Annotated in this window: 8 protein-coding genes; 1 reads left to right on the top strand and 7 read right to left on the bottom strand. The window is 62.0% G+C overall.

Features of this window, described 5'->3' with window-relative positions; translation table 11 throughout:
- Positions 1-62: 62 nt before the first annotated feature.
- From aceK to PJK54_RS15855, 7 genes are all read right to left on the bottom strand, one after another.
- Positions 63-1,835 (bottom strand): bifunctional isocitrate dehydrogenase kinase/phosphatase, encoded by a 1,773-nt coding sequence (gene aceK / locus PJK54_RS15885; protein ID WP_077380112.1) that lies wholly within the window; start codon positions 1,833-1,835, stop codon positions 63-65.
- 230 nt (positions 1,836-2,065) lie between these two features.
- Positions 2,066-3,031, bottom strand: coding sequence for a tRNA 2-thiocytidine(32) synthetase TtcA (gene ttcA / locus PJK54_RS15880; RefSeq protein ID WP_271303336.1), 966 nt, complete (start codon positions 3,029-3,031; stop codon positions 2,066-2,068).
- A gap of 142 nt (positions 3,032-3,173) precedes the next feature.
- Positions 3,174-3,395, bottom strand: a complete 222-nt coding sequence (locus tag PJK54_RS15875; protein ID WP_271303335.1) for a hypothetical protein — start codon at positions 3,393-3,395, stop codon at positions 3,174-3,176.
- A 546-nt stretch (positions 3,396-3,941) separates the two neighbouring features.
- Positions 3,942-4,598, bottom strand: coding sequence for a 3'-5' exonuclease (locus PJK54_RS15870; protein WP_077380118.1), 657 nt, complete (start codon positions 4,596-4,598; stop codon positions 3,942-3,944).
- Between the two features lie 29 nt (positions 4,599-4,627).
- The gene (locus PJK54_RS15865) at positions 4,628-6,583 is read right to left on the bottom strand and encodes a DUF294 nucleotidyltransferase-like domain-containing protein (RefSeq protein WP_176503940.1); all 1,956 of its coding nucleotides are present in this window, start codon (positions 6,581-6,583) and stop codon (positions 4,628-4,630) included.
- Between the two features lie 147 nt (positions 6,584-6,730).
- Positions 6,731-8,533, bottom strand: a complete 1,803-nt coding sequence (locus PJK54_RS15860) for a sodium:solute symporter family protein (RefSeq protein WP_271303334.1) — start codon at positions 8,531-8,533, stop codon at positions 6,731-6,733.
- 129 nt (positions 8,534-8,662) lie between these two features.
- A complete protein-coding gene (locus PJK54_RS15855; RefSeq protein ID WP_077380124.1) occupies positions 8,663-8,920 on the bottom strand; it encodes a DUF4212 domain-containing protein in 258 nt (85 codons plus the stop codon).
- A 550-nt stretch (positions 8,921-9,470) separates the two neighbouring features.
- On the opposite strand from PJK54_RS15855, the gene PJK54_RS15850 reads away from it, so the two are divergent.
- Positions 9,471-13,469 carry a hybrid sensor histidine kinase/response regulator gene (locus PJK54_RS15850; RefSeq protein ID WP_271303333.1) on the top strand — a complete coding sequence of 1,333 codons (3,999 nt, stop codon included), beginning with the start codon at positions 9,471-9,473 and terminating at the stop codon, positions 13,467-13,469.
- The last annotated feature ends 105 nt before the right edge of the window (positions 13,470-13,574 follow it).

Here is a 13,574-nt window from a genome sequence, read left to right as displayed (position 1 = left end):
TGAACTTGATCGTGACGTCCCATTGCCGAGCCTGGGGGCGCTTCCTGTCCAAACGCAAGCCTTCAGTCATCGATGAAGTCCTGGCTGCGATCGACCCCGAAACGTCGCTTGTTGCGATAGGGGTAGACATCGATCACCCGTCCCGCCGTGATGGCATCCTGCAGCCCCTTCCACCAGCTGGCCTGGAAGATTTCCGGATGCAGCTCGTAGAACAGCTTGCGCAGCCCAAGATCCGCGAACAGGAAGGGGCCGAATTCTTCCGGGAAGATGTCGTTCGGTCCCACGGAATACCAGGGTTCGCTGGCCATCTCCTGCTCAGGGTAGAGCGCTTCGGGAATCTCGCGGAAATTGCACTCGGTGAGATAGTTGATCTCGTCGTAATCGTAGAAGACCACCCGACCATGACGGGTCACGCCGAAGTTCTTCAGCAGCATGTCGCCGGGGAAGATGTTGGCCGCGGCCAGCTGCTTGATCGCATTGCCGTAGTCATTGAGCACGGCACGCGTCTCATCCTCATCACACTGCTCGAGATAGAGATTGAGCGGCGTCATCATGCGCTCGGTATAACAATGCCGAATCAATACCTTGTTGCCGCGCAGCGTGATGGAGGAGCTGCAGACCTCCAGTAGCTCGGCCAGGCAGTCGGGATCGAAATGATCGCGTCCGACGGCGAAATTGGAGAACTCCTGGGTGTCCGCCAGACGGCCGACGCGGTCGTGGCGCTTGACCAGACGATACTTCTGGCGCACCTGGTCCCGGCTCATGTCCTTGCTGGGCGCAAAGCGATCCTTGATCAGCTTGAAGACCAGTCGATAGCTGGGCAGCACGAAGACCGCCATCACCATGCCTCGCACGCCCGGCGCGATGATGAATCGGTCGGTGCGGCTGGCGACGTGGTCGTTGAGGCCACGGAAAAGCTCGGTCTTGCCGTGCTTGTAGAACCCGATGGCAGCGTAGAGCTCGCCGATGGGCTTGTCGGGCATCAGTGTCTGCAGGAAGCCCACCACCTCACCGGGCACCTCGATCTCGACCTGGAAGTAGGCGCGGGTGAAGGAGAAGATGATCGAGACTTCCTCGGGCTCGATGATCACGGTATCGAGATAGACGCCGTCGCGTTCGGTATGCAGTACCGGCAGCACCAGCGGCAGCGTCTGCCCGCCGCCCTCGATGCGTCCGATGAGGTAGGCCCCCTTGTTGCGATAGAAGACGCTGCGCAGCACCTCGAAGGTGGCATCGGAGGCCTCACGCACCTCGGGTGGCAACACCTCGAGCAGCATCTCGGCGCCCAATGTCACGTCGCGCCCCTGATGTTCGAAGGCGATCCCCAGCGGGGCCTCGCTCAATACCGTGTCCAGCGCCCCTGCCCAATCACCCTCGACCGGCACACGGTGGCTGATGCTCATCCCGGAGTGGCGAGCTGGCGCCTGTCGGGAAGATGACACGAACATCCAGTCGTCCCGGATATGACGGTGGGAAAAGACACTGCAGAAGATGGAGTTGTAGAAGGTCTCGGCCAGCTTGTAGTCCAGGCGCTGATCGATCAGCGTCATGTAATGGCGTCGGGCCTCGCCCCACAGGGTGCATTCGCTCAGACGCTCAGGCTCGAAGGCGCGCGCCAGACGCTCCATGGTCGCGGCGACCTTCTCGTCATAGAGGTTGATGCGTGCCGCCGAGGCCTGCTGTGCCTCACGCCAGTCGGCCTCGATGAAACGCCGTCTGGCATCGCTGGAAATCTGCTTGAAGCGCGAGCGGTACTCATCAAAGCCATGCAGCACCGTCGCCGCCAGACGTTGGCCCTGCTGACCATTGCCACGTTCATCGACATCATTGTCCATCACCGCCCCCTGCCCTTGGGTCATCCGACATCCTCAGAGCATGCGGACAGTTGCCCCGTCAGGCGAGACGACAATGGTCGCGGGCCATCAACTGTCGATGACGTTCCACTCACGCACGCCAGCGCTGTCCCGTCTTGCCATTTACGGATTACCGGCCCTGAAACGCACGACGCCACCTCGCGACAGGCGAGATGGCGTCGGGGATTCGCGGATGTCAGCAGGATCCGGGCTTAGAGCTCCCGGCCCAATGAGGCCGCAGTCTCGGAGGCAGTCTGAACACGGCGCTCGGCTTCGAAGAGGTCTTCTGCCATGCCGGCCTGCTCCGAGCCCATGTCCAGCGCATCGATACGCGTGGCCTGGAAGCGATCGCGCTTCTCATCCAGCCCCGCGAAGTCGAACAGCTCACGGTCCGCCAGGTGCGAGGGTGCCACGGAAGTGACGGCACGGAACATGGTCTCGAGCCGCCCGGGATGCTGCGTCTCCCAGTCCTGCAGCATCTCCTTGACCACCTGACGCTGCAGGTTCTCCTGGGAGCCACACAGGTTGCAGGGAATGATCGGGAACTGACGCGCCGTGGAATAGGCTTCGATGTCCGATTCGCGGCAATAGGCCAGCGGACGAATGACGATATGCCGCTGATCATCCGACAGCAGCTTGGGCGGCATCGTCTTGAGCTTGCCACCGAAGAACATGTTCAAAAACAGCGTCTCGAGAATGTCATCGCGGTGATGGCCAAGGGCGATCTTGGTCGCCCCTATCTCGGTGGCAAAGCCGTACAGCGAGCCACGCCGCAAGCGTGAGCACAGCCCGCAGGTCGTCTTGCCCTCGGGCACCTTCTCCTTGACGATGGAATAGGTGTCACGCTCGAGAATGTGGTATTCCACGCCCACTGACTCAAGCCATGCCGGCAGCACGTGCTCCGGGAAACCGGGCTGTTTCTGATCCAGATTCACCGCCACCAGACTGAACTGGACCGGCGCATTGCGCTGCAGGTTCATCAGGATGTCCAGCATGGTGTAGGAGTCCTTGCCACCTGACAGGCACACCATCACCTTGTCGCCATCGCGGATCATGCCGTAATCCGTGATGGCGGTGCCGACATTGCGGCGCAGCCGCTTCTGCAGCTTGTTCAGCTCATGCTTGGCATCCGCTGCGTCATGCGTGCGGGAGGTGGCGTCAGTTTCAGGTGTGAACATGGGGCATCAGACAGGCAGTTTGGGAGGGCACACAGTCTAGCATCGGCCAGTGTCACGTCACAGAGGCGGACGGCCTGCCGCAATACGCAAGACGCCCGCAGTCAGCGGGCGTGGGGGGATTCGTGCAGATGACGGGAAGCGATCAGAACAGCCGCAGGACTTCCAGATAGCGGATGACCACTCCGCCCAGCATCACCATGATGCCGAAGCGCTGCAGTCGGAATTCGAGCGCGGTGAGCGCCAGCTTGCGAGACCAGAACATCAGTACTCCCCGGACATCCTGGGTACGACGGATGTAGAGGGAATAGGCAAACAGAACGGTGGCAAGGCCAATGATCAATAACGTGTTGGTCGCGATCAGCATGTCGCACCTCGTGGGCAAGAACCCTGAATAGGCAAGAAAGGCAACAGCGCGTGGTGCCCAATCTGAAACCGGGCCTCAGGCAGGTGCCCAAGGCCCGGTGCCATCACCTGGCGTAGTGATGGCGATCCCGAGAGTGCATCCGTCATCGCGCAGGGCGAAGCGTTCACATCCCTCGGGCCTGACTGGGGCTGGCTGACAGCAGGTCTTCGTCGATCATGACCTCTGCACGCTGTCGCTACCCCGTTATGATTATCAAGCTGCTCGGTAATGCATCCTGCATGGCTGACCGTGTTGCTGGTCGGTACTGCACTGGCGTGTAATCCGGTTCGACAAGGGCTCGCGCATGCCTGTCACGATGAGGAAAAGCAGCGTGGCGTCGTCGTATGGGGCCAGTGTGGCCAAGCGGGTGATGTCTTGCCATTGGACATTCCGGCAACAGACCTTGGTTTATTAGCCAAGAGGTTTAACAACGACAGGGCCATCAATCGCAGGGCCATCAACCACAGGCTCGTCGCCCGGGCGACGCATGGACCAGGTGGTTCAGGCTCATGAGCCTGAACAGGCATCGTGACGTGGCACGACTTGAGTGACCGGCAGCATCAGGCGCTGCGCCATCATGGCGCTGGTCACGGCATCCCCCAGCGCAGTGTGCCGCCCGATCACCGGCACCTGCAGCGCCTCGGCCATGGCCTCGAAGCGCAGGTCCGGCGCGGCCTCGGGCTGAGCGTGACGACAGCGCTTCAGGTAGTCGCGCGCGAGATCATGACGCAGATTGGGCAGGTCGAAGCCGAAACGTGGCCGCAGGTGGCGATTGATCACCGCGACATCAAAATCGATGCACCACCCCACCAGCGGGCGATTGCCGATGAAGGCCAGCAACTGGTGCAAGGCGTCGCCGAGCGCCTCGCCACCATGCAGGTCGATTCCGCGCAGGCGATGAATCCGGATGGAGTCACCGCGCAGGCCTTCCGGACACTGGAGCTGCAACGACAGCGCGCTGGCCGTCCTCACCCGGCGCGCATCGAAACGTACCGCCGCCAGCGAGACCAGCTCGGCACGCTCGACATCGAGACTGGTGGTCTCGCAATCCAGTGCCACCCGCTCTCCCTCATGTTCACTGGCGTGCCAGGGTCTGAACAGCTCGGCAAACTCGCCATGCCCATGGCGGCGGCGGTCTGCCGCACGACGTAGCTGCTGGAACATGCCATCTCCTTGCGGCGCTCGGCCGCGCGTCAGTAATCCAGGTGATAACGATGGGTCAGGCGCTGCTTGAAATCCTTGACCCGACTCAAGGCATCGCGCAGCAGGTCCCGCTCCAGCGAAGACAACGACTGGGTGATGATGAGATTGGCACTGGCGGTGCTGGCGTCACCCCGTGCCTCGGACAGCTCTTGCTCAGCGTGTCTGCCAGCGTTGGCCGGCGCCTCCTCGAGATGCCGCAACTGCTGACGCAGACGCAGTTCGGAGAACAGCGACAGGGCCTCAGACAGATCTTCGCTGTCGCTGGCCTCGATACGCCCCTCCTCTACCAGCGCCTCAAGACGCGCAAAGGTGCCGGTCGCCATCACGCCACGCTCCAGCGCCATGGTGCGTACCCCATGCACGATGGGAAAGATGCCGCCCTTCTTGATGTCGATGCCATGGCGGGGTGAGCGCAGTGAGCCGAACAGCGTCAACGGCGTCGAGAACCGCAATGCCGGGCGCGCGAAGTGCGACAGCAGCAATTCATCACGTCGGGCATGCTGCACCAGGTGTCCGCGCAGACTGTCGACCAGCTCGGCATTGCCACCGCTGGCGCGTGCATCGAAGACGATGGCCAGATTCATCAGCGCCTCCCCATCGCGTCCGGCACACCAGCGCGCCACCTTGCCGCGCCAGCGGGATTCGGTCGCGACCCACTCTGGATTGGAGACCATGATGTTGCCCGGACACGGCGGATAGCCGAGGCGTGCCAGGGTAGCGCTGAAGGTCTGCATGGCGTCGCTGCAGTCTGGCCATTGATGTCCATCAGCGAGAATCAGCCCGTTGTCCTGGTCGGTCTTGAGCATCTGCTCGCCACGCCCCTCACTGCCCATCAGCATCAGACAGCAGGAGACTCGGTGCTGCTCTTCCACCAGCAGGGCGAAGGTGCGCTCGATCAGACGTCCATTGAGGGCGCTGAGCAGTGCCATGGCATGGCGCAGATGCGCGCCCTGGAGAACCAGCGCGCGGACCAGCTCCGGCAGGCGAGCACTGGCCAGCGCCAGCGCCTCCAGATCCGCCGCGCGCTCGATCTCGAGACTGACCAGCTGGCTACGATTGGAGAAGAAGCCCAGCACATCGGTCAGCTCGATGACTCCGACCACCTTGGCATCGGCAGCGAGCGATTCCTGCACCACCACGCGGGCGACCCGATGACGCGTCATCTGGACCAGTGCCTGGAACAGATAATCCTCGGCGGTGACCGCCACCAGCGCGAAGGTGCCCAGAGGGGCGAGACGATGCGTGGCAGGAAGTCCCTCCAGCACCAGTGCGTTGAGCAGATCGGTGCGCGTGACCACGCCACAACGGCCCTGTACCTCGATGATCAGACTGTCAGCACCAGCCTCTCCCATGGCCTTCACGCCTGCCTCGATGCTGCTGCTGGCTGGCATCACTAGTGGCGGACGCATGCAATCCATCACCCTCGCCAGCATGAAGCCTGTCTGGTCCCGGCTGCTGCCGAGTCGGGTGTCCCGATACGCCGCGAGCAGCCGGGCCTTGTCACGCAGGCTGTGCTGGAAATACTCCTCGAACCCGGGATTGTCTTCACACAGCTGATGGAAGTGGTCGGCCGGCAATTGATAGCAGAGCGTTTCCTGCTCGCAGACGAAGCGTGTCCGGCATTCGCCGTTGAGCAGGGTCAAGGCCCCGAACAGATCTCCCTTGCTGTAATGCCCGATGCGCAGACTCAGCCAGGCGTCGTGACCCTCACGTCGCGCCTGCTCCAGGGTGGCGGTGTCCGGCAATGGTGTTTCTGCCGCCAGCTCGACCACCTCGCCCTTGTGGATGATGAAGAGCGCCTCTCCCACCGCTCCCGGTATCAGCGGTTGCTCCAGGGCCGCGAAGTACTGCAGGTCGACGTTCTCGGCCAGGCGTGCCCGGCTGCGCTCATCCAGCAGGCTGAACGGCGGCTCGCCGAACGGAATTTCGACTAATGTGGCTTGCATGACACGACTCCACTGGCTCTCCGTCCCGAAGGGCACGGATCATCAAGCCATGAGGCCCCGCCTGCGAATGCACGACGGGGCCTCGGGATATGTAGGGCCTGACCCGCAGACCGAGAGGTCAAGCGGGCCAGGCGCTGTCGTCAGGGATCAGTGATCCACTGCCGTTCCTGCCCCGCGCGGCACGCGGATATCCTCGACGATATGCTGGATGTGCTCGGGCGGCGGCGGTGTCACCTTGCAGACGACGACCGCGACGACGAAGTTGAACACCATGCCCAGCGAGCCGATCCCCTCCGGCGACACGCCCAGCAGCCAGTACTCCGCCGTGTTGAGCTCCGGCGAGATGAACTTGAAGTAGACGATGTAGCTGAAGGTGAACACCAGCCCGACCAGCATGCCCGCGATGGCGCCTTCCTTGTTCATGCGCTTGGAGAAGATCCCCAGCAGGATGACCGGGAAGAAGCTCGAGGCCGCGAGACCGAAGGCAAAGGCCACCACCTGCGCCACGAAGCCTGGCGGATTGATGCCGAAGTAACCGGCGATCACGATGGCCACCGCTGCCGCCATGCGAGCTGCCATCAACTCCTGTTTCTCGGTGATGTCTGGCTTGAAGGTCTTCTTGAGCAGGTCATGCGAGATGGCCGAGGAGATGACAAGCAACAGCCCCGCTGCCGTCGAGAGCGCCGCCGCCACGCCACCTGCCGCCACCAGCGCGATGACCCATGCCGGCAGATTGCCGATTTCCGGGTTGGCCAGCACGATGATGTCGCGGTCGATGTAGACCTCGCTCTCGTTGTCGGTGGGCGTGTTGCTCACCAGACGCTGACCATACTCACCACGAGCGGCCTGGCTGTCGGCGTCGCCTTCATAGCTCGGCTTGCCCGCGAAGGGGTCACCGCCGCGCATCTGGATGATGCCGTCGCCATTCTTGTCGACCCAGCCGATCAGACCGGTGTTCTCCCAGTTGTAGAACCAGCCCGGCAGTTCCTCATAGGGTGTCTCGTTGACGGTCTCGACCAGATTCACCCGCGCAAAGGCACCCACGGCCGGCGCAGTGGTATAGAGCAGTGCGATGAAGAACAGCGCCCAGCCAGCGGAGATACGCGCATCCCTGACGGTCGGTACCGTGAAGAAGCGCACGATGACGTGCGGCAGACCCGCGGTCCCGCACATCAGTGCCGCCGTGATGAAGAAGACATCGATGGTGGATTTGGAGCCTTCGGTATACTCGCGGAAGCCGAGGTCGGTCACGACCTGATCCAGCTTCTGCAGCAGATAGACGCCGGTATCGTTGCCCTGTGCATCCACCAGCGTGCCGCCGAAGCCGGTCTGAGGCAGCACGTGTCCGGTCATCATGATCGACAGGAAGACGGCCGGTACCAGGAAGGCGAAGATCAACACGCAGTACTGCGCCACCTGGGTATAGGTGATCCCCTTCATGCCACCCAGAACGGCATAGAAGAAGACGATCGCCATGCCGATGACGACACCGACGTTCACGTCCACTTCAAGGAAGCGCGCGAAGACGATGCCGGTGCCGCGCATCTGACCCGCGACATAGGTGAAGGAAATGAAGATGACACAGACCACCGCCACGGTACGTGCGACGCTCGAGTAATAACGGTCACCGACGAAATCCGGCACCGTGAACTTGCCGAACTTGCGCAGATACGGTGCCAGCAACATCGCCAGCAACACATAGCCACCCGTCCAGCCCATCAGATAGACGGAGGCGTCATAGCCCACATAGGCGATGATGCCCGCCATGGAGATGAAGGAGGCGGCAGACATCCAATCCGCAGCGGTGGCGGCCCCGTTGGCGATGGGGTGGACCCCTCCGCCCGCCACGTAGAATTCCTTGGTAGAGCCGGCACGCGACCACACCGCAATGCCGATGTAGAGCGCGAACGAGGCGCCCACGAAAAGGTACGTCAGTAATTGAACATCCATTGGCGTTGTCCTTGGCGATATCGATCATCTTGTTGTCGTGAGAGATGAAACGCTCAGTCCTGTTCCTTTCCTGCAGAGCCGTTGCTGGAATTCATCGCAGACCTGCCCACGGAAGCGGTTCAACACCGCTCATTGCTCGTGGAGGTCGAAGCGTTCATCCAGCTTGTTCATCGAACGGGCGTACAAGATGATCAGCGCGAGGAAGAAATAGATCGCCCCTTGCTGAGCAAACCAGAAACCGAGTTTGAAACCGAAGAACTGGATATTGTTGAGGACATCCACCAACAGGATTCCGCATCCATAGGACACGACAAACCAGATCACGAGATACCCCATGATCAGTCTGATATTGGCGGCCCAATACGCCTTGGCATTCTCTTCCTTCATGACGGAGTTCTCGCATTGTTATTGTGATTGGCGAGAGACCCATCGGCGATGAACCGATGAATGGTCTCCATTGACTGAATCATTCGTCCTCATGGAGTGAGTGATATTCCCTGCGTCTTGCGTTGCTTATCAGGAAACTTGGCGACTCGCTTCTGACAGTAGCCAAGGGGCCAGCTCATCGCAGGCTGACTTTAGTCGAGAGCATGAGCATCCGCTTGAAGACCTCATGACGCCTCTCATCAATTCCTTAAATAACAGATACTTGAAAGATAAACTAAAGACGCACTCCCTTGGTCTATTGGCCAAATGAGTAACGAAACACTCTCATGACGCGTCGGAAATGATGGCGAGACGGCCCCGCTCTTTCGTCATGTCACTGAAAGAAAGCGGCGCAATTTTCTGCCGGAGACACCTCAGGCCGGGTGAGAACGGACGAGCGAGAGCAGACATCTTGTCGTCTGATGGCCAGGCGGAAGCCCTGAGCGGCCTGCAAGGCTTGGGACTCATGGCCGGGCCTGCGTAGAATGGCGCTTCCAGAGAGGAGAGCAACATGTTCCAGGGGTGGTGGCTAATCGCAGTGGCGCTGGGCTATATCGCGGTACTGTTCATGATTGCGTGGCGAGGGGATCGCAACGCCAAGAAGCACGGGTCGGCCACTCGCCGACCGGCAGTCTACAGTCTGGGGCTTGCGGTCTACTGCACCAGCTGGACCTTTTACGGCAGTGTCGGCCAGGCCGCGACCAGTGGCTGGAGCTACCTGAGCATCTTCATCGGGCCGATCCTGACCTGTCTGCTGTTCTGGCCGATCCTCTTGAAGATGATTCGCGTCGCCAAGCGACAGAACATCACCTCGATCGCCGATTTCATCGCCTCGCGCTACGGCAAGACGCAGTCACTGGCCGTGTTTGCCTCGCTGGTGGCACTGGTCGGCACCCTGCCCTACATCGCCCTGCAGCTGAAGGCGGTGTCGAGTGCCTATCAGGTACTGACCGACACCAGTGACGTCACGCGCACTGCCTGGCTGGGGGATACCGCCTTCTATGTCGCGGCGGTGATGGCGATATTCGCCATCCTGTTCGGCACGCGGCATACCGATGCCACCGAGCACCATGTCGGCCTGTTGCAGGCCATCGCCTTCGAATCTCTGGTCAAGCTGATCGCCTTTTTGACGCTGGGCGCCTATGTCACCTGGGGCATGTTCAATGGCCTGGGGGATCTTTTCACCAAGGCGGACACCTATCTGGAGCTCCAGCAACAGCTCGAGAACCAGACCTTCGGCTCCGGCTTCTGGGCCCAGACATTGCTGGCGATGCTGGCCATCTTCTGCCTGCCGCGCCAGTTCCATGTCGCGGTGGTCGAGAACACCCACCACTCGGATGCCCGCCGCGCCCGCTGGCTGTTCCCGATCTATCTGATCGCCATCTCCTTCTTCGTGCTGCCCATCGCCGCCGCCGGCCTGACGATGTTCCCGGATGGCTCGGTATCACCGGACAGCTTCGTGCTGGCACTGCCGATGGCGGCAGATCAGACCTGGTTGACCCTGCTGACCTTCATCGGGGGCTTCTCGGCCGCGACCGGCATGGTCATCGTCGCGGCGGTCGCGGTCTCGATCATGATCTCCAACGAGATCGTCATCCCGCTGCTGTTCCGTTTGCGCTGGTTCGATACCGAAGCCCGCGACTACAGTCATATCGTGCTGCTGGCCCGCCGCCTGACCATCGTGATGATTCTCGGCCTGGCCTACGGCTTCTATCTTCTGATCGCCGAATACAGCACGCTGTCAGCCATCGGGCTGCTGTCATTCGCCGCCGTGGCCCAGTTCGCGCCCTCTCTGCTGGGCGGGCTCTACTGGAAGCGTGGCAATCGCCTGGGGGTCATCGTCGGCCTCAACCTCGGCTTCGCCGTCTGGGCCTGGACCCTGCTGGTTCCGGCACTGGCCCAGGCAGGCCTGATGCCCGCCGACATGGTCAATTACGGTCCGCTCGGCATCGACTGGCTCTCGCCGCATGGCCTGTTCGGCTTCCGCTTCAGTGACCCGCTGACCCACGGCGTGATGCTGTCTCTCGGCCTCAACCTGTTCGGCTATATCTTCGTCTCGCAGATGACGCCGCAACGCGTGGTCGAGCGCATCCAGGCGTCCTTGTTCGTCGATAGCGTCGAGACGCGTCAGACCAGCGTCTCGCGCCCGTGGACCGGCTCTACCTCCGTCTCGGACCTGCGCGTACTCTGTGAGCGCTTCCTGAGCCATGAGCAGGTCGAACGCGCCTTCGAAGATTACGCACGCCGCAGCGGCCAGCCGCTGGAACTGCACGGGCGCGCGTCAATCGACCTGATCCAGTTCACCGAGCGCTTCCTGGCTTCCGTGCTCGGTGCCTCCTCGGCGCGGATCGTGGTCAACTCCGCCCTGCAGGGGCGCGGCATCGGTATCTCGGATGTCATCTCCATCGTCGATGAAGCCTCACAGGTGCTGGAATTCAACCGCGCCCTGCTGCAGGCCACCATCGAGAACATCCATCAGGGCATCAGCGTGGTCGACCAGCACATGCGCCTGGTGGTGTGGAATCAGCGCTATCTGGACATGTTCCGCTTCCCTGACAACCTGATCCGTGTCGGCGCCCCGATCGATCGCATCTTCCGCTACAACGCGCACAATGGTGAATATGGTCCGGGCGACCCGGAAGAGCATGTCGATCAGCTGCTGGACGCCATCCGTGACGGCGAGCCGCATCGCTACGTGCGCTATCGCCAGGACGGCACCGTGATGGAGATCCAGGGCAACCCGATGCCCGGCGGCGGCTTCGTCTATACCTACCAGGACATCACCCAGCAGAAGCGCACCGAAGAGGCGTTGATCCGCTCGGAAAACAACATCCGCATCTACACCGACAACGTGCCGGCGCTGATCGCCTACTTCGACAAGGAGTGTCGTTACCTCTTCACCAACCGCGCCTATGAAGCGGTGATGGGCATCGACCGTACCGCCGTCATCGGCGAGCCGGCCGAGGCGGCGATGCCTGAAGACATCTATCGCCAGCGCGCCCCCTGGATGACGCGCGCCCTGGCGGGGGAACGCGTCTCCTTCGAGATCTCGCTGGAAGCCCCCGAGGGCGGTGTGCGTTACATGCTGGTGACCTATACGCCGCACTTCAGCGGCAAGGGCAACATCCTCGGCTTCTTCGCGCTCTATCAGGACATCACCGAACGCCGCCTGGCCGAGATTGCCCTCAAGGAAACCAACGAGAATCTGGAAGAACGCGTTCGCGTGCGTACCCAGGAGCTGTCACAGGTCAACGAGGCATTGCGTACCGAGAACCGTGTGCGCGCGGAAGCCGAGCAGGCACTGCGTCAGGCCAAGCAGCTGGCCGAGGATGCCAACGCCTCCAAGACGCGCTTTCTGGCCGCGGCCAGTCATGACCTGCTGCAACCCCTGAATGCCGCACGTCTGTTCACCTCCGCTCTCGCCCAGCAGGTGGAAGGCGAGATGAAGACCACCACCAATCACATCGACAACTCGCTGCAGGCCGCCGAGGAGCTGCTCAGCACCCTGCTCGACATCTCCAAGCTCGATGCCGGCGCGCTGGCGCCACGCCGCAGCGTGTTCCGCCTGTCGGATATTCTCAAGCCGCTGAAGGCCGAGTTCGAGGTGATGGCGGAAGACCGAGGGCTGGACCTGAAGGTGGTGATGACCCAGCTGGCGGTGGATTCTGACGGCCAGATGCTGCGGCGCATCGTGCAGAACTTCCTGTCCAACGCCGTGCGTTACACCCGTCAGGGCCACGTACTACTGGGCTGTCGCCGCCTGGGGGATCGCATTCGCATCGAAGTCTGGGACACCGGCCCCGGCATCCCCGAGTCCAAGCTGACCGAGATCTTCCAGGAATTCCGGCGTCTCGATCAGAGCGAGCGTCACAAGGAGAGCGAGAAGGGGCTGGGACTGGGCCTGTCGATCGCCGAGCGCATGAGTCGCGTGCTCGATCACCCGATCACGGTGCGCAGCTGGGTCGGTGTGGGGACGGTCTTCGCCGTCAGCGTCCCGATCAGCAAGACACTGCCGGCCGCTGAACAGCCGGATGCCGTCCCGGCCCGCAAGCGCGCCGGCAACAAGCTGACCGGCACCCGCGTGCTGTGCATCGACAACGAGAGCCTGATTCTGGAAGGCATGAAGGCGATGCTGTCCGGCTGGGGCTGCGAAGTCTTCACCGCCACGTCCATCGGTGGCGCCAAATCCGTGATTCGCAATCTGGATGGTGATCCGGATGCCATCCTCGCCGATTATCACCTCGACAATGAAGTGACCGGTCTGATGGCGCTGGATGCTCTGGATGAACGCCTGGCAGGCTCCGTGCCCGGCATCGTCATCACCGCGGATCGCACTGACGAAGTCGCCGAGGAGGTACGCCGTGCCGGCTATCACCTGCTGCTCAAGCCGGTGCGTCCAGCGGCGTTGCGCGCACTGCTGACGCGTACCCTGCAGGCCAATCGTGCCGAGAAGCATGCCAGCGGTACCTCGGATGAGACAGGCGGAGCCCCGGAGAACAGCGATGGCTGATCGCGGGTGAATCGCGCAGCGCCTGTGAACGAGCAGGCGCTGTATCCGCAAAAAGCCCGCCCTGTCAGTGACAGGGCGGGCTTTTGTCTTTCCGAAGCAGGATCA

It is taken from the genome of Cobetia sp. MMG027 (assembly GCF_027947415.1).
GTDB lineage: Bacteria > Pseudomonadota > Gammaproteobacteria > Pseudomonadales > Halomonadaceae > Cobetia > Cobetia marina.
Note: the sequence above shows the minus strand (reverse complement) of the source record. Positions and strands in the feature narration are given on the sequence as shown.

Coding starts and splice junctions, on each gene's coding strand:
- aceK (WP_077380112.1), bottom strand. CDS start 1,835: ATGGACAATGATGTCGATGAACGTGGCAATGGTCAGCAGGGCCAACGT.
- ttcA (WP_271303336.1), bottom strand. CDS start 3,031: ATGTTCACACCTGAAACTGACGCCACCTCCCGCACGCATGACGCAGCG.
- PJK54_RS15875 (WP_271303335.1), bottom strand. CDS start 3,395: ATGCTGATCGCGACCAACACGTTATTGATCATTGGCCTTGCCACCGTT.
- PJK54_RS15870 (WP_077380118.1), bottom strand. CDS start 4,598: ATGTTCCAGCAGCTACGTCGTGCGGCAGACCGCCGCCGCCATGGGCAT.
- PJK54_RS15865 (WP_176503940.1), bottom strand. CDS start 6,583: ATGCAAGCCACATTAGTCGAAATTCCGTTCGGCGAGCCGCCGTTCAGC.
- PJK54_RS15860 (WP_271303334.1), bottom strand. CDS start 8,533: ATGGATGTTCAATTACTGACGTACCTTTTCGTGGGCGCCTCGTTCGCG.
- PJK54_RS15855 (WP_077380124.1), bottom strand. CDS start 8,920: ATGAAGGAAGAGAATGCCAAGGCGTATTGGGCCGCCAATATCAGACTG.
- PJK54_RS15850 (WP_271303333.1), top strand. CDS start 9,471: ATGTTCCAGGGGTGGTGGCTAATCGCAGTGGCGCTGGGCTATATCGCG.